The sequence below is a fragment of the Tepidimonas fonticaldi genome, assembly GCF_001675355.1.
Lineage (GTDB): Bacteria > Pseudomonadota > Gammaproteobacteria > Burkholderiales > Burkholderiaceae_C > Tepidimonas > Tepidimonas fonticaldi.
Map to the genome: position 1 here is coordinate 267393 of NZ_LZDH01000045.1, position 24437 is coordinate 291829.

Below are 24437 nucleotides of genomic sequence, written 5' to 3' on the forward strand. Positions count from 1 at the left end.
GAGTCAGTGGCGTCACAATAACGCCCATGAACGCGCCCACTCCCTCCAGCGGCCACCCGGCCCCCTACCCGCTGTCGCGCCCGCGCCGTCTGCGCCGCGACGTGTTCACCCGCAACCTGGTGCGCGAGCACCACCTGACCGTGCACGACCTGATCTACCCGGTGTTCGTGCTGGAAGGGCACGGCCGGCGCGAGCCGGTGGCCTCGATGCCCGGGGTGGAGCGGTTGAGCCTGGACCAGCTGCTGCCCGTGGCGCAGGAATGTGTGGAGCTGGGCATCCCGGTGATGGCGCTGTTTCCCGTCATCGATCCCGCCCGCAAGGCACCCGACGGCCGCGAGGCGTGGAACCCCGATGGGCTGGTGCCGCGTGTGGTGGCCGAGCTCAAGGCCCGCGTGCCCAACCTGGGCGTCATGACCGACGTGGCGCTGGACCCCTACACCAGCCACGGGCAGGACGGGCTGCTGGATGAGACCGGCTACATCGTCAACGACGCGACGGTGGAGGTGCTGGTCAAACAGGCGCTGGTGCAGGCCGCCGCGGGCGTGGACATCGTTGCGCCCAGCGACATGATGGACGGCCGCATCGGCGCCATCCGCCAGGCGCTGGAGGCGCGCGGCCATGTGCACACGCGCATCATGGCCTACAGCGCCAAGTACGCCAGCGCCTTCTACGGGCCGTTCCGCGACGCGGTCGGCAGCGCGGCGAACCTGGGCAAGGCCGACAAGAAGGTCTACCAGATGGACCCGGCCAACTCCGACGAGGCGCTGCGCGAGGTGGCGCTGGATCTGGCCGAAGGCGCCGACATGGTGATGGTCAAGCCCGGCATGCCGTACCTGGACGTGGTGCGCCGCGTCAAGGACGAGTTCAAGGTACCGACCTTCGCCTACCAGGTCAGCGGCGAGTACGCGATGCTGAAGGCCGCCGCCGCCAACGGCTGGCTGGACCACGACGCGGTGATGATGGAGAGCCTGCTTGCCTTCAAGCGAGCGGGCGCCGATGGCATTCTGACCTACTTTGCGCGCGACGCGGCCCGGCTGCTGCGCCGCGCTTGAGCGCGGTTCCATGAAACACCTGCAACCCACCGAGGCGTGGCACTGGCTGCAGTCGCACGCCCAGGCATCGCCCGAGCGCGTGCCGCTGTTCGTCGACGTGCGCATGGAGATCGAGTCGCTCTACGTCGGCCGCCCGCCGGGCGTGGTCAATATCCCGTGGTACGAGTACCCGGACCTGACGCCGGATCCAGAGGGCTTCGCGCGCAAGGTGCTGCAGGAGGCCGGCCGGCTGGACCGCCCGGTGCTGCTGATCTGCCGCAGCGGCAAGCGCACGCTGGACGCCGGCGCGGCGCTGGAGGCGGCCGGCTTCACCGACGTGGCGCACGTGGTGCACGGCTTCGAGGGCGAGCTGGACGAGCACTTCCACCGCTCCAGCCGCAACGGCTGGCGCTTCGAGGGGCTGCCCTGGGAACAGATGTGACGCTGACGCCCGCGCAGGCGCTCGCCGAGGGCCGGCGCGTGCTGGCCGAGGTGTTCGGCTACGCGGACTTCCGCGGCCAGCAGGCCGACGTCGTCGCGCACGTCGGCGCCGGCGGCGACGCGCTGGTGCTGATGCCCACCGGCGGCGGCAAGTCGCTGTGCTACCAGATCCCGGCGCTGGTGCGCCAGCGCGCGGGGCTGGGCGTGACGGTGGTGGTCTCGCCGCTGATCGCGCTGATGCACGACCAGGTCGGTGCGCTGCGCGAGGCCGGGGTCGAGGCCGCCTGCCTCAACTCCAGCCTGACGCCGCAGGAGGCCGCCGCGGTGGAACAGCGGCTGATGCGCGGGGAGCTGACGCTGCTGTACGCGGCGCCGGAGCGCATCGTCACACCGCGCTTTCTGGCGCGGCTGCAGGCGCTGCACGAGGCCGGGCAGCTGGCGCTGCTGGCCATCGACGAGGCGCACTGCGTCAGCCAGTGGGGGCACGACTTTCGCCCCGAGTACCGGGAGCTCGCGGTGCTGGCCGAGCGTTGCCCGGGCGTGCCGCGCCTAGCGCTGACGGCCACGGCGGATGCGCTGACGCGCGCGGACATCGTCGCGCACCTGCGGCTGGAGGGTGCGCGCACGTTCGTGGCGAGTTTCGACCGACCCAACATCCGCTACACCATCGTCGAGAAGGACCACGCGTTGCGCCAGCTGCTGCGCTTCGTCGCCGACGAGCACACGCTGCCGGACGGGCGGCACGACGCCGGCATCGTCTATTGCGCCTCGCGTCGCAAGGTGGAGGAGGTGGCCGCGCGGCTGCAGGCCGCCGGGCTGCGCGCGCTGCCCTACCACGCCGGGCTGGACGCCGCCACGCGCCAGCGCCACCAGGACCGCTTCCTGCGCGAGGACGGGCTGGTGATGGTGGCCACGGTCGCCTTCGGCATGGGCATCGACAAGCCGGACGTGCGCTTCGTGGCGCATTTGGATCTGCCGAAGAACGTCGAGGGCTACTACCAGGAGACCGGCCGCGCCGGCCGCGACGGCGAGCCGGCCAACGCCTGGATGGCCTACGGGCTGCAGGACGTGGTGCAGCAGCGCCGCCTGATCGACGACAGCGGCGCCGACGAGGCGTTCAAGCGCGTGCTGCGCGCCAAACTGGAGGCGCTGCTGGCGCTGGCGGAATCCACCGGCTGCCGCCGTCAGCAGCTGCTGGCCTACTTCGGTGAGGCCAGCCCCCCGTGCGGCAACTGCGACAACTGCCTGCAGCCGCCGCAGACCTGGGACGCCACCGAGGCGGCGCGCAAGCTCCTGTCGTGCATCTACCGCCTGCAGCAAAGCGGCGCGGCGTTCGGCGCCGGGCACGTGATCGACGTGCTGCGCGGCCAGGCCACCGACAAGGTGCGCGCGCACGGCCACGAGCGGCTGTCCACCTGGGCCATCGGGCGCGAACTCGACGAGGCGACCTGGCGGCGCGTGCTGCGCCAGCTGGTGGCGCGTGGCGCGGTGCAGGTGGCCGGGGAGTTCCACACGCTGCACCTGACGCCGGCGGCGCGGCCGATCCTGCGCGGCGAGCAGCCGCTGCACCTGCGCGTGGCCACCGAGGGCCGCCGCGCCGAGCGGGCGCCGCGGCAGGCGCGCGCGCTGGCCACGGAGGCCCGGCTGCCGCTGCGCGAACGCGAGGTGCTGGCGGCGCTGAAGCGCTGGCGCGCCGAGGTGGCGCGTGCGCACGACCTGCCGGCCTACGTGATCTTCCACGACGCCACGCTCGTGGCGCTGGCGCAGCGCCTGCCGGCCTGTGACGGCGATCTGGAGGGCATCCCGGGCCTGGGCGAGAAGAAGCGCGCCGCCTACGGCGCTGAGGTGCTGCGCGTCGTCGCGCAGGCGCTGCAGGCCGCCGGGCCCGCGGCGCCGGAGCCGCTCGTGGCGTGGGCCTGACGGCGCGCGGGGCCGGCAGGGGTGCCGTCAGCCGCGGCCGCGCAGCCCGGCGCAGTGATCGACGGCTGCCACCGCCGGCGTCAGCCACAGCGCGTCGAACGCCGGGTCCGGCTCGGCGCGCGCGGCGTCGGTGGCGCGCAGCTCGATGCTGAGGCAGGCGCGCGCGGCGTCCGTGCCGGCGCGGCGCGCCAGGTGGTGCGGCACGCCGCGGTCGCGCCGCGCGTGCTGCGCGCCGGTCACCAGCAGCACCGTGCGGTCCGGGCTGCGCCGCTCCAGCAGCGTGGCGGCCATCGCGTCGTCGCGCGCCAGCTGGATGCGCGCCATCGCCGGCAGCTGCGCCGCCGGCAGCAGGCCGCAGTGGCCTTCGTCCAGCGCGCGGTGCAGCGCGGCGCGCTGCTGCGCATCCGGCAGCGTATCGTCCCAGGCGGCGTCGCGCATCACCTCGCCGTGCTGGCGCCGCGGCAGGTTGCCGCCCGCCACCGGCACGCCGGCGCGCACCGCCGCCATCACCACCGGGCCGTAGCGCCGCCACGGCCAGCCGGCGTCGTGCCAGGCCAGCGCCGCGCGCACCGCGGCCTCGTCGGCGTCGGGGGCCAGCGCCGCGGTGTCGCGGCCGCGCTCGGCCATCTCCAGCACCAGCGCGGCCAGCCGCCCCTCGCGCGCCAGCGCCTGCACGGCGGCGGCCTGCAGCCACTGGTGGGCGTCGGCGTCGTGCTGCTCTCCCAGCAGCAGCCAGTCGGCCGCGCGTGGCAGCGCGGCCAGCCGCGCGCGCACCCAGGCCAGCCGCGCCTGCTCGTCGGTCACCACGGCGCGCGCGTCGTCGCCCGCCGCCGTGCCGGTGGCCGCACCCGCCCACGGGGCCAGCGCCGCCAGCGTGGCGGCGGCCCCGTGGCGCAGCCAGCGCCGCCGCAGCGGGTCGATCCTCATGCGCGCATTATCGGCGCGGCCCCGCTAAGATGGGGCGTGACGCCGGTTTCGTACCCCCAACCCTCTCGAGGAGCTTGACGACCATGGCCAAGAAGAACGCCACCAAGACCGCCAGCCGCGCCGCCACCCCGGTGGACATCGGCATCGCGCCGGCCCAGCGCGCCGCCATCGCGCAGGGGCTGAAGAGGCTGCTGGCCGACACCTTCACGCTGTACCTGACGACGCACAACTTCCACTGGAACGTCACCGGGCCGATGTTCAACAGCCTGCACGACATGTTCATGCAGCAGTACACCGAGCTGTGGAACGCCATCGACCCGATCGCCGAGCGCATCCGCGCGCTCGGGCACGTGGCGCCGGCCTCCTACGCGCAATACGCGCGCCTGAGCTCGCTGCCGGATGCGCCGGCCGAGCCGCCGAAGGCGATGGAGATGGTGCGCATCCTGGCGCTGGGCCACGAGGCGGTGGCGCGCACCGCGCGCGGCCTGTTCCCGCTGGTGGACGAGGCGCACGACGAGCCCACCGCCGACCTGCTGACGCAGCGCCTGTCGGTGCACGAGCAGACGGCGTGGATGCTGCGCAGCCTGCTGGAGGAGTGAGCGCTGCGAACGCGGGTGTGCTCGATAGGTGCGAGCAATGATTGCGATTGTCGAGTCCTATCCAGTTCGGGCGACTTTTTGATCGAGGTCAATCGCACCCGAAAACCATGAGTCCAGAATGGTCTTTGCCATTGCCGGATGGGCACCGGCTGGCAATCCGAAGACCAAGAAAGGACTCATCATGAACTCCCGCAAACGTCGTCTCGCCCGCGTGACCCTGGTGGCCGGCGCGGTGGCCGCCGCCGCGCTGGCCGTGGTGGCGCAAGAGCGTTCATTCGACCAACTCTACGCCCCGATCCAGCCGCCCAAGTCGGTCGACCTCGGCAAGGTCGAGCTGGGCAAGAAGCTGTTCTTCGACCCGCGCCTGTCTCAGTCGGGCTTCATCTCGTGCAACTCGTGCCATAACCTGAGCATGGGCGGCTCGGACAACCTGAGCACCTCCATCGGGCACAAGTGGCAAAAAGGGCCGATCAACGCGCCGACGGTGCTGAACTCGGCGCTGAACCTGGCGCAGTTCTGGGACGGTCGCGCCGCTGATCTGAAGGAGCAGGCCGGCGGGCCGATCGCCAACCCCGGCGAGATGGCGTTCCAGCACACGCTGGCGGTGGACGTGCTGCAGTCGATCCCGGCGTACGCGCGCGAGTTCAAGCTGATCTACGGCAAGGACAAGATCGACATCGACATGGTGACCGACGCCATCGCCGAGTTCGAGAAGACGCTGGTGACGCCCAACTCGCGCTTCGATCAGTACCTGCTGGGCAAGAAAGATGCGCTGACCAAGGACGAGCTGGCCGGCTACAAGCTGTTCAACGAGAGCGGCTGCGTGGCCTGCCACAACGGCCCGAACCTGGGCGGCAACTCGTTCCAGAAAATGGGCATCGTCGAGCCGTACAAGGGCGCCGGCGACGGCCGCGCCGCCGTCACCGGCAAGGATGCCGACCGCTTCAGCTACAAGGTGCCGACGCTGCGCAACGTCGAGCTGACCTACCCGTACTTCCACGACGGCGCGGCCTGGACGCTGGCCGAGGCGGTGGACATCATGGGCCGGCTGCAGCTCGGCCGCAAGTTCACCGAGCAGGAAAACGCGCAGATCGTCGCTTTCCTGAAGACGCTGACCGGTGAGCAGCCGGTGTTCCGCCTGCCAATCCTGCCGCCGTCCAACGAGAAGACGCTGCGGCCGCGGCCGTTCGACTGAACGTCCACACGCTGCTGGCCCCCCGCCTGGTCCGCGCCGACTGGGCGGGCAGCGTCAGTGCACCACCACCGGCGTTTGCGCCAGGGACGCGTAGCTCTCCAGCGTGTCTTCCACCTCTTCCTGGGTGGGGGTGTTTTGTTGCCACGCTTCGATCTGCTGCTGGAACAGCTCGGCCCAGGAGCCGTCCAGGTAGACCTCTTTGCCGGAGCGCTTGTCCACGATCTCGAAACCGTGCCGCGGCATCACCGGCCGCTGGGCGCCCCCCTCGGCCGCGCCCGCCATCTCCTGGGCGTTGGCCAAGATGTGGACCACCGCGAAGCTGTCGGAGTTGTAGAGCATGTGCATGGCCACACTATCCTCGAAACACAAAGTCCCTGCAAGTCGGGGGCGGCGCTGACGGTCCTTCCCGGCGCCGGCATCGCCACCTTGCTGCGCACATCGGGGCGCGCCGGGGTTTTTCAAGGGGGGGTACCGGCCGGGCGCCAGTGGCGCAGCCGCTGGTCCACGCGCTCGCCATGGGGCTGCTGCAGCACGATGCGCACGGGCAGGCCCGCGATGGCCGGGGTATACCAAGCCTCCACGCTCAGACCCTGCTCACCCTCCGGCACACGCCGCAGGCGCACCGCGTCGAAGCTGCCCGCCGGGACGGTGATGGGCTCGCGCCCGACGACCTCGACGGTCCACAGCTCCAGCCGTCCCAAACTGGCCACGGGGATGCGCCAGCGTTGCCCAGGCGCCATGGCGTCCACCCAGCCGCCCAGTTGCACGAAAACCCCCAGCCGGTCTTGTGTGCCCGCGGGCAGGCCCTCGATGGCGGTGCCGCCATCGGCGTGCGCCCGCCCGGGTTCGGGCGGGGCTGGCCAATCGAACGCCAGCCAGCGCTCGCGCCGTGCCCGGTCTTCGAAGCGGCTCGGTTGCAGGCCCATGGGGGTCAGCACCCCGCTGCTGACCTGCACACGGCTGCCCACCAGAAACGCCCGCAGCGCCAGCTCAAGCCGGTAGCGTTCGTCGTCCGGCCGCCAGTCCAGCACGGCGTCGGCCCGGTAGCTCAGGCCCTTGGCTTCGCCGAGCACCTCGTACTCCATCCGCCCCGCTGGCGGAGGCCGCCAGCGGTTCCCTCCGGGCGGATCGGTGTTGGGCGGGGCCGCAGCCAGCAGGCCCGCTGCGGCGGTGACCGATGCGCCCGCCTCGGGGTCCCGTGGGGCGGGGGGGGCTTCGTCAGCGGGGCCGCTCGCCGCGTCTGCGGGGGTGGAGAGGCTGGGGCCATCTGCGTCTTGGACCCCGGACGACAGCGCGGGGCCGAGGGATGCCACCGCCGACGTGTCCGCAACGGCCGGGGCTGCGGGTGCCACTGGGGCCATTGTCTGGCGTGGCCGTGCGACGGGCGGCGATGCCGGGCGCCGTGCATCGGTGGGGGCAGCCCGCTCGGGTGGCGGGAGCAGGGCGGCCGATACCGTCGGTATCCGCCCATCGCCCCCCGTGCCGACGGGCGCCTCGCTCGGGCGCCAGGCCAGCGTCAGTGCGGCCACGTGCAGCGCGACCACCGCCGCGCCGACGGCCAGTGCGCGCGCCCATCGCGGATGCGGTGCCCTCATGGGCGCGATACTAGCGGCTGCGCACGGCATCCGTGAGACACCCCCCATGAAACTTGCCACCTACCGCGACGGCAGCCGCGATGGCCAGCTCGTCGTCGTGTCGCGCGACGGCACGTTGGCGCACTACGCCAGCGGCATCGCCGACACCCTGCAGCAGGCGCTCGACGACTGGAACTTCATTGCCCCGCAGTTGCGCGACCTGGCCCTGACGCTCGACCAGGGCAAGGCCCGCCATGCGTTTCCCTTCGATCCGCGGCTGTGCGCCGCGCCGCTGCCGCGGGCCGTGGCGTGGCTGGCCCCCGAGGACGGCGCCGACGAGCCCCGCCCCTGGTGCAGCGATGCCCTGTGGGGGCCGGCACGGCCGCTGCCGGCCGTGGATGGCGTGGCGGATGTCGGGCCGTCGCTGGCCGTGGTCTGCGGCGACGTCTCCCCCGGGGTGGATCCGGCGGCTGCGCTGGAGGCGGTTCGCCTGCTGGCGCTGGCTTGCCACTGGCGGCATGGCGACGCGCCGGCGGAGCCGACGCAGCCCTGGGGCGTGACGCTGGCGCCGTGCGTGGTGACGCCGGACGAAGTCGGCCCCGCGTGGCGCGACGGACGCCTGGCGGCCTGCGTGACCACGACCTGGAACGGGCGCAAGCTGGGCATTGCCGACGGGGCCGACCAAGCGGTGCCCTTTGGGGCGCTGATCGCGCACGCGGCCCGGATCCGCGGCCTGTCGGCCGGGACGGTGGTCGCCGGCGGCACCCTGCCCACCCCGCAGGAGCCGGGCAATCCCCCCACCTGGCCGCGCGGCTATGCCAACCTGGCCATGCGCCGTGCGGCCGAGCGCCTGACCCTGGGCCGTGCGAGCACCCCCTGGTTGGCGCCGGGCGACCGGGTGCACATCGACGCCCGCTTGCCCGATGGCCGCGCCCCGTTCGGCCCCATCGACGTCGAGTGGGCCTCCGCTCAGAGCGACGGGGTTGCGCCGGGGTGGTCGCGCTCGTAGCGGGTCTGGCAGCCGATGCAGCGCTGCGCGGTCGGGGCGGCGTGCAGCCGGGCGGTCGGGATCTCCGCCCCGCAGTCCGTGCACAGGCCGAAGGTGCCGTTGGCGATGCGCTGCAGGGCCTCGTCGATCGCGCGCAGCGCCGCCGTCTCGCGCTCGTCCAGCGCCTGCGCCAGATCGCGCTCGCCGTCCACCTGGCTCCAGTCGCCGCTCTGGATGTCGTGCGGATCCAGGGCGGACTCCGCGCGGCCGATCTTGCCGCCCCGCTGGGCGCGGATCTGCGCAATCAGGTCGGCGCGCATCTGTTGCAGCTGCTGGGCATAGGTGTCGGAGATGGGCTGGCTCATGGTCGTCGGCTCGTGGTAGCGGCCCGGGCCCGGGCCGATGCTTGACATTGTGGCGCCGATTCCCGGCGACGGCCAAGGTCAGCCGGGCCGTGCAGGCCAGCCTTTGACGCCGATCAAGGGCGCCGAGGGCAGGCCGCCGGGTGTCCGGGCGTGTCGTGGCTGTGGCATGCTACGGTGCATGCGGTCGATGCCGCGCAAAGGATGCCCACCATGACCCCGCCCGACTTCGGCGCCTTTCAGGCGGCCTTCGCGCCCTATGCCCGGTACGTCCCCGGGTTTGCCTTTCTGCAGGGCCTGGCCGGTGGCAGTCCGGCCGCGGATGCCCCGCCCATGACGCAGTGGGTGGCCCCGGTGTTCGACGTCGATGAGCTCGAGCGCCGCATTCGCGACCTCAAGGCCGTCCACTTCTGGCTCGAACAGAATGCCCGGGCGCTGCAGGCGACGATCCAGGCGCTCGAGGTGCAGAAGATGACCCTGGCGACGCTCAAGGGCATGAACGTCAGCCTCCACGAAATGGCGCAGGCGTTTGCCGGTCCCGGCGCCAACGCCAGCCCCAGTCCCAGCGCTGGGCCGGAAGCCGCTGCTGCGAGTGGGTCGCCCGCCAGCGAGCCACCCGCGGAGGCACCGGCCGCGGCGCCCGGGGTCGATCCGGTGCGCTGGTGGCGGTCGCTGACCGACCAATTCCAGACGATTGCGGCCAACACCCTGCAAGAGATGGCGCAACACACCGCAACGGCCGCCGCGACGGCGATGGCGGCCACGACGGCGGCGCCGACAGCCCCCGCGGCATCGCCGGCCGCCGCACCAGCGCCGCGGGCGACCCGGCCCGCCCGAGCCGCCAAAACATCCCAACCGCCCCAATCCCCCCGATCCCCCGCCCAGGGCGCCGCCGCGACCCGAGAGCGCAAGGCGGCCGCCCCATCCCCGGGTGCGTCAGCACCCGCTCCCGCGGCGGCCCGGGCGCCGCGCGGGCGCACCGCCGCACCCAAACCGCAGGCCACCCCGCCCGCGCCGCCCCGGAGGCCACGCGGGTGAGGCGCTTTCTGCAGGCCCACGCCACCCACCCGCACTGGCCCATGGCCGCCGCGCTGGTGCTGGCCCAGTTGCGCGCCCTGCTGGCCGCCGCAGCGCCTGCCGACCCTGCCGGGCATGGCGGTGCAGCCGGCCGCCTGGAGGCCGGCCAGACCGTCACGCCGCTGGGGCTGCTGTACCTGACCGACCACTACGCCGATGCCGCGGCCGACATCCTGGATCACCTGAGCGCCGAGTTGCCGCAGGTGACCGACTGGGTGGGGGCGGTGGGCGTGGGTATCTGCGCCGGCGGGGCCGAGTACATCGACGAGCCGGGGCTGGCCGTCATGCTGTGCGACTTGGCGCCCAGCCGCTACCGCGTCTTCAGCGGGCTGGCGCCGCTGGGGGCCACCCAGGGGCCGGAAGGCTTCGTGCCGCAGACCGCGCTGGTGCACGCCGACCCCGCTACGCCCGATGTGACGGAGCTGGTGCAGGAGCTGGCCGAGCGCACGCTGGGCCACTATCTGTTCGGGGGCTTGGCGGCCAGCCGCGCTGGCTCGCTGCAAATCGCGCGCTCCAGCCGGGGCGGTCTGGCCGGGCATGGGCGCGAGGCGGCGGCCGGCCTGTTCCGCGGGGGCTTGAGCGGTGTGGCCTTCGGGCCGGATGTGGGCATCGTCTCGCGCGTGACGCAGGGCGTGCGCGCCGTCTCGCCCGCGTACCGTGTCACGGCCGCGCGGGCGCAGTGCGTGGACGAGCTGGACGGTCAGCCCGCGCTCGATGTGCTGCTGCGCGCGCTGGACCTGTCGCTGGACGATCTGCCCGCTGTGATTGCGCGCCTGCGGCAGACGCTGGTCGGCTTGCAAGCGCCGGCGGCGCAGGCCCCGGGGGGTGCGGGGGGGCCGGAGGGTCGAACGGGGCACGAGGGGCATCGGGGGCACGTCGGTCGCGTGCCTCTGCGCCTGGGCGACGACCTGTTGGTGCGCCATTTGGTGGGCCTGGACCCGGCGCGGCGCGCCTTCGTCGTCGCCGACGAGGTGCCCGTCGGCGGCACCCTGACCCTGTGCGCGCGCGATGTACAGGCCGCCCGCGCGGACTTGGTGCGCATCTGCGCCGAGATCCGCGACGAACTCAGCCCCGAAGAGGGCGAGGCCGGCGGCGACCCCGTGCAGCGCATCGCGGGCGCGGTGTACGTGAGCTGCAATGGCCGGGGCGGGCCGCATTTCGGCGGCCCCGGGGCCGAACTGCAGATCGTGCGGCACGCATTGGGCGACGTGCCGCTGGTCGGGTTTTTTGCCGCGGGTGAGATCGCCCACCACCGCCTGTATGGCTACACAGGGGTGCTCACGGTGTTCGTGGCGGACGCCCCCAGCGGCTGAGGTCACACCCCCTGCGCGCGCTCGGCTGCGAAGCGCTGGCGGAAGGCGGCAAAGGTGCCCGCGTCCAGCGCGTCGCGCACCTCTTGCATCAGGTTCAGGTAGTAGTGCAGGTTGTGGATGGTGGTGAGCATGGGGCCTAGCATCTCGCCGCAGCGGTCCAGGTGGTGCAGGTAGGCGCGGCTGAACCCGTCGCGCCCGCCGTCGACCCAGCGCACGCCGCTGGCGCCCGCACAGGCGTAGCAGGTGCAGGTGGGATCCAGCGGCTGCGGGTCGGCCTTGTGGCGGGCGTTGCGCAGCTTCAGGTCGCCGTAGCGGGTGAAAATCGTCCCGTTGCGGGCGTTGCGCGTCGGCATCACGCAGTCGAACATGTCCACGCCGCAGGCCACGCCTTCCACCAAATCCTCCGGCGTGCCCACGCCCATCAGGTAGCGCGGCTTGTGCGCCGGCAGCCGGTGTGGCGTGTGCGCCATGATGCGGCGCATCTCCTCCTTCGGCTCGCCCACGCTCACGCCGCCGATGGCGTAACCGGGGAAGTCCATGTCCACCAGCGCTTCCAGCGACTCCTGCCGCAGGTGCTCGAACATGCCGCCCTGCACGATGCCGAATAGCGCATTGGGGTTGCCCAGGCGCTCGAACTCCGCCTTGGAGCGCCGCGCCCAGCGCAGGCTCAGCGCCATGCTGGCGCGTGCCTCGGCCTCGGTGGTGACGTGGCCGCTGGCCTTGTCGCCCTGCCAGTACGGCGTGCATTCGTCCAGCTGCATGACGATGTCGCTGTTGAGCACGGTCTGGATTTGCATGCTCACCTCCGGCGACATGAACAGCTTGTCGCCGTTGACCGGCGAGGCGAAGTGCACGCCTTCCTCGGTGATTTTGCGCATCGCGCCGAGCGACCAGACCTGAAAGCCGCCGGAGTCGGTCAGGATGGGCTTGTGCCACTGTTCGAAGCCGTGCAGGCCGCCGAAGGCGCGCATCACGTCCAGCCCAGGGCGCATCCACAGGTGGAAGGTGTTGCCCAGGATGATCTGGGCGCCCATGTCGTGCAGGCTGCGCGGCATCACGCCCTTGACCGTGCCATAGGTGCCCACGGGCATGAAGATGGGGGTCTGCACCACGCCATGGTTGAGCGTGAGGCGTCCCCGGCGCGCGTGGCTGGTCGGGTCGGTGGCCAGCAGTTCGAAGGTCAGCATGGCCGGCATTGTACGGCTGCGTCTGCTTTACCTTAGAATTCGCTTTACGTCGTGATCGGTAAGGGAAGTGCCATGGAAGCCGTCGAAGCCGTCGTGTCCAGCAAGGGGCAGGTCACGCTGCCCGCCGCGATGCGCGCCAAGCTCGGCATCCGGCCCGGCTCCTACATCCAGTTCGAGCTGCGCGGCCAGGAGCTCGTCATCCGGCCCGAGACGCCGATGAGCGCCTACTACGGCATGCTCAAGGGCTACGACCTCGGCGACGACCTCGAACCGCCGAAGGAGCCGGACCGGGAGTTCGACTGAATGAACGTTGTCGACTCCTCCGGCTGGATCGAATTCTTTCGCGCCGGCCCCAACGGGCCGGTGTTCAAGCCGGTCATCGAAGACCGCCGTCATCTGCTGGTGCCCTGCATCGCGCTGTACGAGGTGCACCGGGTGCTGGCCCGCAGCCTGCCGGAGGAGGTGGTGACGCGCTGCCTGGACGTGATGCGGCTGGGCCGCGTGCTGGACCTGACCGACGCGCGCGCGGTGGCCGCCGCGGGCGTGGCGCAGCGGCACCGGCTGGCGATGGCCGACGCCATCATGCTGGCCATGGCGCAGGAGTTCGGCGCGACGCTGTGGACGCAGGACGCCGACTACGCCGGCCTGCCCGGCGTGCGCTACGTGCCGAAGCCGGGCGCGGCAGCGCCCTGAAACCGCCTCAGTCCGCCGCCGCGGCGGCCGAGCCCGCGCGCGCCAGCAGCATCGCGTCGCCGTAGCTGAAGAAGCGGTAGCGCCGCCCGATCGCGTGGCGGTACAGCGCCATGACGTGCTCGTAGCCGGCGAACGCCGACACCAGCATCATCAGCGTGCTGCGCGGCAGGTGGAAGTTGGTGATCAGCAGGTCGACCACGCGGAAGTCGAAGCCCGGCGTGATGAAGATGTCGGTGTCGCCCTCGGTGGCGCCGCTGCGCGCCCAGCTCTCCAGCGTGCGCACGGTGGTGGTGCCCACCGCCAGCACGCGCCCGCCGGCGCGGCGCGTGCGCTCCAGCGCCGCCAGCGTCTGCGGCGGAATGCGGTACCACTCGCTGTGCATGCGGTGGGCGCGGATGTCCTCGCCCTTGACCGGCTGGAAGGTGCCGGCCCCCACGTGCAGCGTGACGCTGGCGCGCTGCACGCCGCGCGCGGCCAGCGCCGCCAGCACCGCCTCGTCGAAGTGCAGCGCCGCGGTCGGCGCGGCCACCGCGCCGGGGTTTTTGGCGAAGACGGTCTGGTAGCGCTGCTCGTCCTCGGCGGTGTCGGGGTGCTCGATGTACGGCGGCAGCGGCACGTGGCCGTGGCGCTCCATCATCGCGTAAGGGTCGTCGGAGAAGCGCAGGCGAAACAGCGGCCCGTCGGCCTCGGGCCAGCGGCCCAGCAGCGTGGCGGTGAAGGCCGGCTGCCCGTCGGCCTGCGGCGCCATGCGCAGCACGGTGCCGGGGGCGGGCTTCTTGCTCACCTTCATGTGCGCCACCACCTCGCCGTCGGCCAGCATCCGCTCCACCAGCAGCTCCAGCCGCCCGCCCGTGGGCTTCTCGCCGTACAGGCGCGCCTTGATCACCTGCGTGTCGTTGAAGACCAGCAGGTCCCCCGGCGCCAGCAGCGCCGGCAGCTCGCGGAAGATGCGGTCCGCCGGCGGCCAGCCGCGGCCGTCCAGCAGGCGCGAGGCGCTGCGCTCGGGCGCCGGGTGCTGGGCGATCAGCTCGGGCGGGAGGTGGAAGTCGAAGTCGCTGGTGGTCCAGGTGCGCGCCGGGGCGGCGGCGGGGGGAAGGGTCGTCATGTCGCTCGAGGGCCGGACGGGCCCGTGCCAAGTCCAAGGGACGCGCATTGTCCCACGGCGCGCGGCCGTGTCAGGCCCGCGTCTTGCTTGCCCCATAACATGCGGGGGTAGGCCGGCGCGGGGCCGGTCGGTGGTGCGGGGGTGTGGTCATGCCGTTGGTCGTCTTCAATCAAAAGGGTGGGGTGGGCAAGTCCACCATCGCCTGCAACCTGGCCGCGATCGGGGCCGCGCGCGGTCGGCGCACGCTGGTCGTGGATTTGGATGCGCAGGGCAATGCCTCGCGTTATCTGCTGGGCGATGCCGTGGCGCAACCCGGCCCGACGGTGGCGGATTTTTTCGAGCAGACGCTGTCATACAGCCTGCGCAGCGAGCCGCCGCAGGCCTTCGTGCGCCGCACGCCGTTCGACAGGCTGGACGTGCTGGTGGCCAGCCCTGTGCTGGAGGAGTTGCAGGCCAAGCTGGAAGCGCGCCACAAGATCTACAAGCTGCGCGAGGCGCTCGCCGCCTTGCGGGCGGACTACGACGCCATCGTGATCGACACGCCGCCGGCGCTCAACTTCTACACGCGCAGCGCGCTCATGGGCGCCAGCGGCTGCCTCATCCCCTTCGATTGCGATGCGTTTTCCCGCCAGGCGCTCTACACGCTGCTCGACCATGTGGCCGAAATCCGCGCCGACCACAACCCGGCGCTGGCGGTGCGCGGTATCGTGGTCAACCAGTTTCAGGCGCGCGCCGCGCTGCCGCAGCGGCTCGTGCAGGCGCTGCGCGACGAGGGGCTGCCGGTGCTGGAGCCGTATCTGCCTGCGTCGGTCAAGGTGCGCGAGTCCCACGAGGCTGCCCGCCCCCTCATCCACCTGGATCCGCGGCACCGCCTGACGCAGGCCTTCGTGGCGTTGTACGAACGTCTGGTCTGAACGACGTGGCCGGGAGTCGGGTCGCCGCCGGCCGACGGCCCTGCGATCGACTACAGTCACGCCGTGTCACCGAATGGGGTTGAAACATGTGGATGCAAGTGGTGTGGTTCGTGGCGGGGTTGGCGGCGTTGGTGGCGGGGGCCAGCGCGCTGGTGCGCGGGGCGTCCAAGCTGGCGCTGTCGCTGGGCATTTCGCCGCTCGTCGTCGGGCTGACCATCGTGGCATTTGGCACCAGCGCGCCCGAGATGGCGGTGTCCACCGGGGCGGTGCTGTCCGGCCAGACGGATATCGCGGTGGGCAACGTCGTGGGCAGCAACATCTTCAATGTGCTGTTCATTCTGGGCGCCAGCGCGCTGATCACGCCGCTCGTGGTGCATGTGCAGCTCATTCGGCAGGAGGTGCCGATCATGATCGGCGCGTCGGTGTTGCTCCTGGTGCTGGGGTTGGATGGCCGGATCGCCTGGTGGGAGGGCGGCCTGCTGCTGGGCCTGTTGATCGTCTACACGGCGTTTCTGATCGTGCAGTCGCGCCGTGTCTCGGCGGCCGATGCCGCCGCGTTCGACGCCGAGCTGCAACCGGCGAGTGCGGGGGCGTGGGACGCCCGCTGGCCCGTCCAGGTGGCGCTGATGGGCGTCGGGCTGGCGCTGCTGGTCCTGGGCTCGGACTGGCTGGTGGGGGCGGCGGTCGCGTTTGCCAAGGCCTTGGGCGTCAGCGATGTGGTGATCGGCCTGACCATCGTCGCCGCCGGCACCTCCATGCCCGAGGTGGCCACGTCGATCGCGGCGGCCCTCAAGGGGGAGCGCGACATCGCCGTGGGCAATGTCGTGGGCAGCAACACCTTCAACATCCTGGGGTGCGTGGGCCTGAGCGGATTGGCCTCGGCCGGCGCCGGCATCGCCATCGCGCCGTCGGTGCTGTCGTTCGACATCTGGGTGATGCTGGCCGTGGCGCTGGCCTGCCTGCCGGTGTTTCTGACCGGGCGCGAGATTGCGCGCTGGGAGGGGGCGGTCTTCCTCGGCTACTACGCCGCGTACACGGCGTATTTGATCCTTGCGGCCCAGTCGCACGCGGCGTTGCCCGCGTACTCGGCGGTGATGCTGGGCTTCGTCGTGCCGCTGACGGTGATCGCGCTGGTGACGAGCGTGCTGCGTTCGCCCAGCGCGCCACCGGCCCGCTGACCAGGGGGCTGCGCGGCGGCGGCGTTTTCGGCACAATGGTTGGCCTGTCACGGACGCCGCCCGAAGCGTCCGGACCGTCACCGAGGAGACCCGCCGGCCATGTCTGCCGCATTCCCCCTGTTGCGCGACACCCCGCAGCGCGCCGACTGGCGTGAGGCGCTGCTCAACGACTACGCGCTGGCCGTGCTCACGCTCGGCGGTGTGGTCGCCGTGGTGTGGCTGGCGCCCTTTGCCGTCTACCGCGCCCTGACCGCCAACTGGCTGGCGGCCGCCTCGGACGCCATTTTGGCCATCGCCATCGGGGCGGCGGCGTGGTACGCCTGGCGCACGCGCGACACGCGCTGGCCCGGCTGGGTAATGGCGGTGGCCATCGTCGGCGGCATCTGGGCCATCGGTCTTGCGGCCCAGTTTGCGGCCCTGTTCTGGGCCTACCCGGGCGTGCTCATGAACTTTTTCCTCGTGCCCGCGCCGGCGGCGGTCGTGCTGGGGGCGGCCGCGGTGCTGGGGGCCGCGGCGCTGTCCTGGCAGGAGCTGGGCGGCACCGAGGGGCTGCCGTTTTTCGTCATCACCAATGTGCTCACCGGGGTCTTCGGGTATCTGGTGTCGCAGCAGGCCCACCGGCGCATCGAGCGCTGGCAGGCCCTCAGCCTGCTCGATCCACTGACCGGCGTTGGCAACCGCCGCCTGATGGAGGTGGAGTTTGCGCAGGCGTTCCGGTGCGGGGCCTCCGTGGGTGCGCTGGCCGTCCTGGATGTCGATCACTTCAAGGCCATCAACGATGGCCACGGCCATGAAGCCGGGGACGCCGTGCTGCGCGATCTGGCGACGGTGGTGCAGTCGGCGTTGCGCAAGACGGACCGCCTCTACCGCTTTGGCGGCGAGGAGTTCGTCGTCTGGCTGGGGCAGGGCGATGCCGCGGCCGCCGCGGCGGTGCTGGAGCGCATCCGCCAGGTGGTGCGCGAGCGGGTGCGCATCGCCGAGCGGGCCGTCACGTTCTCGGCGGGCGTGGCCGTGCACACGGCGCCGGAGTCCTGGCAGGCCTGTCTGGCCCGGGCCGATGCGGCCCTGTATCGCGCCAAGCGCGAGGGGCGCGACCGCGTGGTGTGGACGTCGCCGGGCGAGGGCGCGTCCAGCCGCACCTGAGGCGCTCGGGCCGACTCCGCCCGACTCAGGCCGGCGGCACGCGGTCGCTGCGCCGCCGCGCGGGCGGGTGTGCCTCGTAGTAGCGGGATTTGTCGTCGTACATCGCGCGGTCGGCGGCCTGCAGCGCGGCTTCCAGCGATTCGCCCGCGCCGCACACCGCCAGCCCCATCGACAGCGACAGCGTGCGCCCCGGGTAGAACTGGTTGTTCAGATCCAGCACCTGCTGGATTTGCGCCTGCACATCGCGCGCCGCCGTCTCGTCGAAGCCGGGCAGCAGCACCACGAACTCGTCGCCGCCGATGCGCGCGGCCACGCCGGGCGGCTCCACCGCCTTGCCTAGCACCTCGCCCGCGCGGCGCAGCAGAGCGTCGCCCGCGCCGTGGCCCAGCTCGTCGTTGATCTGCTTGAGGCCATTGACGTCGATCGCCAGCACCGCCACCGGCCAGGGCCCCTTGCGGGCCAGGCGCGCCAGCTCTTCGTTGAAGAAGGCACGGTTGCGCAGCCGCGTCAGCACATCGTGCTTGCCCAGGTACTCCAGGTAGGCCTCGGCTTTTTTGCGCGCGGTGATGTCCACCAGCGACACCAGCACCAGATCCCAGCGCGCCAGCCGGTCCTCCAGCACGGCAAACTGCATGTGCAGATGCAGCGGATCGCCCTTGAGGGAGTAGTTCACCACCTCGCGCTCTTGCGTGTACTGGCCGTTCCACAGCTCGCGCAGTTGCTCCGCAAAGGACTCGTGCATCTCGTCGCGGAAGATCTGGTGCAGCCGCGCGAGCAGCGTGGCTTTGTCCGGGGCGCCAAACAGCGTCAGCGTCTGCCGGTTGACGTCGATGACACGGATCTCCTGCATGCAGCGGGTGACGAACTCCGGGTGCACCTTCAAAAAGACGCTGAAATCGTCGATGCCGCTGGCCCGCACCTCGTCGAGCAGGGTCTTGACGGTGGAAAAATCCTCCACCCACAACGACACCGGCGAGCGCTCGAACAGGTCGCGGGCATAGCGCTCGCTGGCGTTGAGGCTGGACTCGGCGCGCACACGCGCGGTCAGGTCTTCCAGCGACACCAGCACCCGATCCCAGGTGCGCTCATGCCCCGGCAGGATGCGGATGCGCACCAGCACGTCCAGCCGCGTGCCATCCAGGGCGTAGTTGACGGTCAGGTTTTCCACCAGCGTCGCGCCGTTCCACAGCGCCACCTGCTCGCGCACCACGTTGGCGCGCATGTCGTCGCGGAAGATGCGGTGCAGGTTGGACAGCAGCGTGGCGTGATCCGGCGCCTGAAACATCGCCAGCGTGCGCTGGTTGACCCGCAGCACGCGCAGGCTGCGCATGCACTGCTCCACGCGCGCCGGGTCCGCCGCCAGATGCGCGGCCAGATCCGTCACGCCCTCGGCGCGCCAGCGCTCGAACAGCGCGCGCAGGGCCGAAAAATCCTCCAGCCACAACGACACTGGCGCCAGCTCGAAGATCGCTTCGAAATCGGCGTCGGCTTGCAGATACGGGGGCGGAACCGGGTTGGGACGGCGCTGGGTCATGGCAGTGCAGGGGGGCGGCCCGCAAGGATTGGGGACGGTGCAAGCCATCGTAGGGCAAGCGCCCGGCGCTGTCGATGCGGCGGGCGGGTGACTGTCGCTTTCTCCCATCGTCTCCGACGGCGCTGCTAGGATCGGTCCATGGCCCGCGCCACGTCCGCCACCCGCTCTCGCCGCCCGCCGGCCCCCACCGCGCCCGACGCCGTGCCCGACGCGGCGCCCGCCGGCGCGGGGCGCGAACGGCTCAGCGGCCCGCAGCGCGCGCTGCGGCGGCTGGGCCTGGTGCGGCCCATCGATCTGGCGCTGCACGTGCCCTTGCGCTACGAGGACTGGACGCGCGTGCGCCCGCTGGCCGACGCGCGCGACGGGGACGAGGCCCTGATCGAGGGCGAGGTGTTGGCCTGCGAGGTGCTGCTGCGCCCGCGCCGCCAGCTCGTCGCCACCCTGGCCGTGGTCGGCGGGGGGCGCTGCACGCTGCGGTTTTTCACCTTCTACCCCAGTCACCAGCGGGCACTGGCCGTCGGTGCCCGCGTGCGGGCGCATGGCGAGCTGCGCGGGGGCTGGGCGGGCTGGACGCTGGTGCATCCCCGCCTGCTGTCGCCGGATGCCCCCTTGCCCGCCGGCCTGACTCCGGTCTACCCGACCACGGCCGGCCTGCCGCAGCCCTATCTGCGGACCGCGGTCGCGCGCGCGCTGCAGCAGGCCGATCTGTCCGAGACCGTTCCCCCCGAAGCCCTGGCCGACCTGCCGGGGGCCGGCGGCGAGCCGTGGACGCTGCAGGCGGCGCTGGCGTTTTTGCATCACCCCGACCCCCGCGCGCCGCGCACGGCGCTGGACGATCGCACCCACCCCGCCTGGCAGCGCTTGAAGGCCGAGGAGCTGCTGGCCCAGCAGTTGGCCCAGGTGCGCGCGCGCCGCGAGCGCGACGCCCTGCGCGCCCCCGTGCTGCGCGCGGCGGACGACGGCCTGCCGTGGCGCCTGCAGTCTGCGCTGCCCTTTGCCCTGACCGGGGCACAGCAGCGGGTGGTGGCCGAGATCGCCGCCGACCTGGCCCGCCCCACCCCCATGCACCGCTTGCTGCAAGGCGACGTGGGCAGCGGCAAGACGGTGGTGGCCGCGCTGGCCGCGGCCGTCGCGGTCGATGCCGGCTGGCAATGCGCCCTGATGGCGCCGACCGAGATCCTGGCCGAGCAGCACTTTGGCAAGATGGTGCAGTGGCTGGAGCCGTTGCTCGCCCCGCTGGGCCGCGGAGTGGCGTGGCTCACCGGCAGCCAGCCGCGCGCCCAGCGCCAGGCCATGCTGTCGCGCATCGCGGCGGGCGAAGCGGCGCTGGTGGTCGGCACCCACGCCGTCATCCAGGAGCAGGTGACGTTCGAACGCCTGGGCCTGGCCGTCATCGACGAGCAGCACCGCTTCGGCGTCGCCCAGCGGCTGGCGCTGCGCCACAAGGCCGGGGCCGCCGCCGCGGGGATGGAGCCGCACCTGCTGATGATGAGCGCCACCCCCATCCCGCGCACGCTCGCCATGAGCGTCTATGCCGATCTGGATGTCTCCACCCTCGACGAACTGCCCCCCGGGCGCAGCCCCATCGTCACCAAAGTGCTGGCCGAGCACCGCCGGCCCGAGGTGATGGAGCGCATCCGCCAGCAGGTGGCGCAGGGCCGGCAGGTGTACTGGGTGTGCCCGTTGATCGAGGAGAGCGAGGCGCTCGATCTGCGCGCCGCCACCGCCACCCACGCCGAGTTGGCTGCCGCCCTGCAGGGCGTGACCGGCGCGGATGGCCGCCCGGTCCAGGTCGGCCTGCTGCACTCGCGCCTGCCGCCAGCCGAAAAAAAAGCCATCATGGCCGCCTTCGCCGCAGGCGCCCTTGCCGTGCTGGTCAGCACCACGGTCATCGAAGTCGGTGTGGACGTGCCCAATGCGTCGCTGATGGTCATCGAGCACGCCGAGCGCTTCGGTTTGAGCCAATTGCACCAGTTGCGCGGGCGCGTCGGGCGCGGCGCGGTGGCCTCGGTCTGCCTGCTGCTCTACAGCCCCGGCGAGTCGGGCCGCGTCAGCGAATCGGCGCGCGAACGCCTGCGCGCCATGGTCGAGACCCAGGACGGCTTCGAGATCGCGCGCCGCGATCTGGCCATCCGCGGCCCGGGCGAGTTTTTGGGGGCGCGCCAATCGGGGGCGCCTTTGCTGCGGTTTGCCGATTTGCAGACCGACGAGCCGCTCATCGAATGGGCGCGCCGCTGGGCCCCGCGCCTGTGGCAGCGGCACCCCGGGCAGGCGCAGCGGCACCTCGACCGCTGGCTGGGGGGCAAGTTAGACTATCTGAAGGCTTGATCCGATAATCCACCCGGCTGCCGGCTGTCCGGCCGATCCCCCGGCAGGACCGCCGGTACCACGGAGTCTGCCCATGACCCTGACCGAACTCAAGTACGTCGTCGCGGTGGCGCGCGAGCGCCACTTCGGCAGGGCGGCCGAGGCCTGCTTTGTCTCGCAGCCCACCTTGTCGGTGGCCATCAAAAAGCTCGAAGAAGAGCTGGAAGTCAAAATCTTCGAGCGCAGCGCGAGCGAAGTCACCGTCACCCCTCTGGGCGAAGAAATCGTGCGCCAGGCGCAGACCGTGCTGGAGCAGGCCGCCGCGATCAAGGAAATCGCCAAGCGCGGCAAGGACCCCCTGGCCGGGCCGCTGCGCCTGGGGCTCATCTACACCATCGCGCCCTATCTGCTGCCGGACCTGGTGCGCCAGGTCATCGATCGCGCGCGCCAGATGCCGCTGATCCTGCAAGAGAACTTCACCGCCAAGCTGCTGGAGCAGTTGCGCCTGGGCGAGCTGGATGCGGCCATCCTGGCCGAGCCCTTTCCGGACACCAACCTGGCCGTCGCACCGCTGTACGACGAGCCCTTCGTCGCGGTGGTGCCGCGCGACCATCCGCTGGCCGCGCGCGAAAGCATCACCGCCGAGGAGCTCAAGCGCGAGACCATGCTGCTGCTGGGCAACGGCCACTGCTTTCGGGACCATGTGCTGCAGGTCTGCCCGGAGTTCGCGCGCTTTTCCGACAATGCCGAGGGCATCCAGAAGAGCTTCGAAGGCTCGTCGCTGGAGACGATCAAGCACATGGTCGCCGCGGGCATGGGCGTGACACTGGTGCCGCAGCTGTCGGTCCCCAAGGGGGCGCTCGATCCGGCCGCGCGCGAGGCGGTCGCCGCCGGATCGCCGGGCGATGGCGCCTATGTCCGCTACATTCCCTTCGCCGGCGAGCCGCCGATGCGGCGCGTCGTGCTGGTGTGGCGGCGCAGCTTCACCCGCTACGAAGCCATCGCCGCCCTGCGCAATGCCGTCTATGCCTGTGAGCTGCCCGGATGCAAGCGTCTGACCTGATGCCCGCTTCGCCCCCCCCGGCCTGGCGCACGCGCCTGGCGCTGTACCTGGACCTGATCCGCTGGGACCGGCCGGCCGGCTGGTTGCTGCTGCTGTGGCCGACGCTGTCGGCGCTGTGGCTGGCCGCCGGTGGCTGGCCCGGCTGGCACCTGCTGCTGGTGTTCGTCGCCGGCACCATCCTGATGCGCAGCGCCGGCTGCTGCGTCAACGACGTGGCCGACCGCGAGTTCGACCGCCACGTCAAGCGCACCGCGCAGCGGCCGGTGACCAGCGGCCGCGTCGGCCCGCGCGAGGCGCTGGCGGTCGGCGCGGCGCTGGCGCTCTTGGCCTTCGCGCTGGTGCTGACCACGAGTGCCGCGGCGGTGGCGTGGTCGTTCGCGGCGCTGGCGGTGGCGGTGTTCTACCCGTACACCAAGCGCTTTTTCGCCATGCCGCAGGCGGTGCTGGGCGTGGCGTTCAGCTTCGGCATCCCGATGGCGTTCGCGGCCGTGCGCGGCGAGGTGCCGGCGCTGGCCTGGGGGCTGCTGGGGGCCAACCTGTTCTGGGTGCTGGCCTACGACACCGAGTACGCGATGGTGGACCGCGACGACGACCTGCGCATCGGCATCCAGACCTCGGCGATCACGCTCGGCCGTTGGGACGTGGCGGCGGTGCTGGCGTTCTACGCGCTGCACCTGGCGCTGTGGACGGCGCTGGTGTGGCCGCACGCGGGCGGGCCGTGGTTCGCCGCCGGCGTGGCCGCTGCCGCGGCGCAGGTGCTGTGGCACGCGCGGCTGATCCGCGACCGCACGCGCGAAGGGTGTTTTCGCGCCTTCCGCCTCAACCACTGGCTGGGGGCCACCCTGTTCGGCGGCCTCGTGCTGCAGCAGGCGTTGGGGTGACGGGCGGGCATCCGCCCGGCCTCAGGCGCCGAAGGCGTCGCCCAGTTCTTGCGCGCGCTGGCGCGCCGCGTGCATCGCGCCGATGAAGGCGTCTTTCACCCCGGCCGCTTCCAGCGCGGCCAGCGCGGCGGCGGTCGTACCCCCCTTGGACGTGACCCGCTCGCGCAGCACCTCGGGGGGTTCGCCCGCGTCCTGGGCCAGCCGGGCGGCCCCGATGAAGGTGCCGACCGCCAGCTCCAGCGCCACCTCGGCCGGCAACCCCATGGCGGTGCCGGCTTCGCGCATCGCTTCCAGAAAATAAAACACGTAGGCCGGGCCGGAGCCGGACAGCGCGGTGACCGCATCCAGCGCCGCCTCGTTGGCCACCCACACCCAGCGCCCGGTGCCGGCGATCAGCGCCTCGGCCAGCGCCCGGTCCTCGGCCGTCACACCGGGCAGGGCATACACCCCGGTCATCCCCAGCCCGACCAGCGCCGGTGTGTTGGGCATGGTGCGCACGATGCGGTCGCTGCCCAGCCACGCCCGCATGCTCGCGCAGCGGATGCCGGCGGCCACGCTCAGGTGCAGCGCACCGCCCAGGTGGGGGGCTGCAGCGGCCGCGGCCTCGCGGAAGGTCTGGGGCTTGACCGCCCACACCGCCAGCCGGCAGCCCGTCAGCGCCGGGTCTGCGCCCGCCAGCGTGTGCACGCCGAAGCGTTCGCGCAGCCGCTCGCGCGCGGCCTCGCCGGGATCGACGACGGCGATGTCCGCCGGGCGGCAGCCGGCCTGCAGCAGCGCGCCGATCAGGGCGCTGGCCATGTTGCCCCCGCCGATGAACGCGATGCGCTGACCGAGCAGGGGCGACGACGGGGTGGGGGACGACAGGGACAGGGGCGAATCGGAAGTCATGCCCCGCATTGTCGGCCAATCTGGAGGTATACAGGGGGGTTGACAGGCGCGCCGAAGCCCGCGACAATATGCGGCTTCGCCTGATTGGGTGAAGACCATCTGCCCACCGAAGCACGG

The 24437-nt window shown here is 72.0% G+C and carries 24 protein-coding genes; 16 read left to right on the forward strand and 8 right to left on the reverse strand.

The features are described from left to right. Positions 1-26: 26 nt before the first annotated feature. Genes hemB through recQ form a run of 3 tightly spaced genes read left to right on the forward strand, consistent with a single transcriptional unit; the run spans position 27 to position 3392 of the window. The gene (gene hemB / locus A9O67_RS05405) at positions 27-1052 is read left to right on the forward strand and encodes a porphobilinogen synthase (protein ID WP_068608143.1); all 1026 of its coding nucleotides are present in this window, start codon (positions 27-29) and stop codon (positions 1050-1052) included. A gap of 10 nt (positions 1053-1062) precedes the next feature. Next, a complete protein-coding gene (locus A9O67_RS05410) occupies positions 1063-1473 on the forward strand; it encodes a rhodanese-like domain-containing protein (protein ID WP_068608314.1) in 411 nt (136 codons plus the stop codon). Further along, the gene (recQ, locus tag A9O67_RS05415) at positions 1470-3392 is read left to right on the forward strand and encodes a DNA helicase RecQ (protein ID WP_068608145.1); all 1923 of its coding nucleotides are present in this window, start codon (positions 1470-1472) and stop codon (positions 3390-3392) included. The genes A9O67_RS05410 and recQ overlap by 4 nt, the downstream gene beginning before the upstream one ends. A 27-nt stretch (positions 3393-3419) precedes the next feature. Here recQ and A9O67_RS05420 read toward each other — a convergent pair whose 3' ends face one another. Then, positions 3420-4319 carry a ChaN family lipoprotein gene (locus A9O67_RS05420; protein WP_068608147.1) on the reverse strand — a complete coding sequence of 300 codons (900 nt, stop codon included), beginning with the start codon at positions 4317-4319 and terminating at the stop codon, positions 3420-3422. A gap of 83 nt (positions 4320-4402) precedes the next feature. Between A9O67_RS05420 and A9O67_RS05425 the strand changes: the two genes are divergently transcribed. Together A9O67_RS05425 and A9O67_RS05430 are read left to right on the forward strand one after the other, a co-directional pair. Further along, the gene (locus A9O67_RS05425; protein WP_068608148.1) at positions 4403-4918 is read left to right on the forward strand and encodes a Dps family protein; all 516 of its coding nucleotides are present in this window, start codon (positions 4403-4405) and stop codon (positions 4916-4918) included. A gap of 181 nt (positions 4919-5099) precedes the next feature. After that, positions 5100-6113, forward strand: coding sequence for a cytochrome-c peroxidase (locus A9O67_RS05430; RefSeq protein WP_068608316.1), 1014 nt, complete (start codon positions 5100-5102; stop codon positions 6111-6113). A gap of 54 nt (positions 6114-6167) precedes the next feature. Here the strand turns inward: A9O67_RS05430 and A9O67_RS05435 are convergent, their stop codons facing one another. Together A9O67_RS05435 and A9O67_RS14070 are read right to left on the reverse strand one after the other, a co-directional pair. Next, positions 6168-6458 carry a BTH_I0359 family protein gene (locus tag A9O67_RS05435; protein ID WP_068608150.1) on the reverse strand — a complete coding sequence of 97 codons (291 nt, stop codon included), beginning with the start codon at positions 6456-6458 and terminating at the stop codon, positions 6168-6170. 113 nt (positions 6459-6571) lie between these two features. Next, complete coding sequence (locus A9O67_RS14070; protein WP_068608153.1) at positions 6572-7198, reverse strand: DUF3108 domain-containing protein; 627 nt, start codon at positions 7196-7198, stop codon at positions 6572-6574. Positions 7199-7754: 556 nt separating this feature from the next. On the opposite strand from A9O67_RS14070, the gene A9O67_RS05445 reads away from it, so the two are divergent. After that, entirely contained in the window at positions 7755-8696 is a 942-nt protein-coding gene (locus A9O67_RS05445; RefSeq protein ID WP_068608155.1) for a fumarylacetoacetate hydrolase family protein, read from the forward strand. On the opposite strand, the gene A9O67_RS05450 is transcribed toward A9O67_RS05445, so the two are convergent. Beyond that, positions 8657-9040 carry a TraR/DksA family transcriptional regulator gene (locus A9O67_RS05450; protein ID WP_068608317.1) on the reverse strand — a complete coding sequence of 128 codons (384 nt, stop codon included), beginning with the start codon at positions 9038-9040 and terminating at the stop codon, positions 8657-8659. The genes A9O67_RS05445 and A9O67_RS05450 overlap by 40 nt on opposite strands. A 210-nt stretch (positions 9041-9250) precedes the next feature. Between A9O67_RS05450 and A9O67_RS05455 the strand changes: the two genes are divergently transcribed. Beyond that, on the forward strand, positions 9251-10075 hold the full coding sequence (locus A9O67_RS05455; RefSeq protein ID WP_068608320.1) for a PhaM family polyhydroxyalkanoate granule multifunctional regulatory protein: 825 nt from the start codon (positions 9251-9253) through the stop codon (positions 10073-10075). Further along, positions 10072-11427 carry an FIST signal transduction protein gene (locus tag A9O67_RS05460; RefSeq protein WP_068608157.1) on the forward strand — a complete coding sequence of 452 codons (1356 nt, stop codon included), beginning with the start codon at positions 10072-10074 and terminating at the stop codon, positions 11425-11427. Before A9O67_RS05455 ends, A9O67_RS05460 begins: the two co-directional genes overlap by 4 nt. 2 nt (positions 11428-11429) lie before the next feature. Here the strand turns inward: A9O67_RS05460 and tgt are convergent, their stop codons facing one another. Further along, the gene (gene tgt, locus A9O67_RS05465; protein WP_068608322.1) at positions 11430-12614 is read right to left on the reverse strand and encodes a tRNA guanosine(34) transglycosylase Tgt; all 1185 of its coding nucleotides are present in this window, start codon (positions 12612-12614) and stop codon (positions 11430-11432) included. 72 nt (positions 12615-12686) lie between these two features. Between tgt and A9O67_RS05470 the strand changes: the two genes are divergently transcribed. Continuing rightward, on the forward strand, positions 12687-12917 hold the full coding sequence (locus A9O67_RS05470) for an AbrB/MazE/SpoVT family DNA-binding domain-containing protein (RefSeq protein ID WP_068608159.1): 231 nt from the start codon (positions 12687-12689) through the stop codon (positions 12915-12917). Further along, positions 12918-13307 (forward strand): type II toxin-antitoxin system VapC family toxin, encoded by a 390-nt coding sequence (locus A9O67_RS05475; protein ID WP_068608162.1) that lies wholly within the window; start codon positions 12918-12920, stop codon positions 13305-13307. Between the two features lie 7 nt (positions 13308-13314). On the opposite strand, the gene queA is transcribed toward A9O67_RS05475, so the two are convergent. Then, positions 13315-14412, reverse strand: coding sequence for a tRNA preQ1(34) S-adenosylmethionine ribosyltransferase-isomerase QueA (gene queA / locus A9O67_RS05480; RefSeq protein WP_068608164.1), 1098 nt, complete (start codon positions 14410-14412; stop codon positions 13315-13317). Between the two features lie 149 nt (positions 14413-14561). On the opposite strand from queA, the gene A9O67_RS05485 reads away from it, so the two are divergent. The 3 genes from A9O67_RS05485 to A9O67_RS05495 all read left to right on the forward strand — a co-directional run bounded on the left by A9O67_RS05485 (position 14562) and on the right by A9O67_RS05495 (position 17647). After that, a complete protein-coding gene (locus tag A9O67_RS05485; RefSeq protein ID WP_068608166.1) occupies positions 14562-15326 on the forward strand; it encodes a ParA family protein in 765 nt (254 codons plus the stop codon). Positions 15327-15412: 86 nt separating this feature from the next. Further along, positions 15413-16504, forward strand: a complete 1092-nt coding sequence (locus A9O67_RS05490) for a calcium/sodium antiporter (RefSeq protein ID WP_068608168.1) — start codon at positions 15413-15415, stop codon at positions 16502-16504. Between the two features lie 99 nt (positions 16505-16603). Further along, positions 16604-17647: a GGDEF domain-containing protein gene (locus A9O67_RS05495; protein ID WP_156682256.1), complete on the forward strand. Its 1044-nt coding sequence runs from the start codon at positions 16604-16606 to the stop codon at positions 17645-17647. Between the two features lie 25 nt (positions 17648-17672). Here the strand turns inward: A9O67_RS05495 and A9O67_RS05500 are convergent, their stop codons facing one another. Next, positions 17673-19181, reverse strand: a complete 1509-nt coding sequence (locus tag A9O67_RS05500) for a sensor domain-containing diguanylate cyclase (protein ID WP_082955384.1) — start codon at positions 19179-19181, stop codon at positions 17673-17675. A 138-nt stretch (positions 19182-19319) separates the two neighbouring features. Between A9O67_RS05500 and recG the strand changes: the two genes are divergently transcribed. From recG to ubiA, 3 genes are all read left to right on the forward strand, one after another. Continuing rightward, positions 19320-21509 (forward strand): ATP-dependent DNA helicase RecG, encoded by a 2190-nt coding sequence (gene recG, locus A9O67_RS05505; protein ID WP_082955385.1) that lies wholly within the window; start codon positions 19320-19322, stop codon positions 21507-21509. Positions 21510-21582: 73 nt separating this feature from the next. Beyond that, positions 21583-22551 carry a hydrogen peroxide-inducible genes activator gene (locus tag A9O67_RS05510; protein WP_068608172.1) on the forward strand — a complete coding sequence of 323 codons (969 nt, stop codon included), beginning with the start codon at positions 21583-21585 and terminating at the stop codon, positions 22549-22551. Then, positions 22551-23432, forward strand: coding sequence for a 4-hydroxybenzoate octaprenyltransferase (gene ubiA, locus A9O67_RS05515; RefSeq protein WP_156682257.1), 882 nt, complete (start codon positions 22551-22553; stop codon positions 23430-23432). The genes A9O67_RS05510 and ubiA overlap by 1 nt, the downstream gene beginning before the upstream one ends. Positions 23433-23453: 21 nt before the next feature. Here the strand turns inward: ubiA and proC are convergent, their stop codons facing one another. After that, positions 23454-24320, reverse strand: a complete 867-nt coding sequence (proC, locus tag A9O67_RS05520) for a pyrroline-5-carboxylate reductase (RefSeq protein ID WP_068608174.1) — start codon at positions 24318-24320, stop codon at positions 23454-23456. Between the last annotated feature and the right edge of the window lie 117 nt (positions 24321-24437).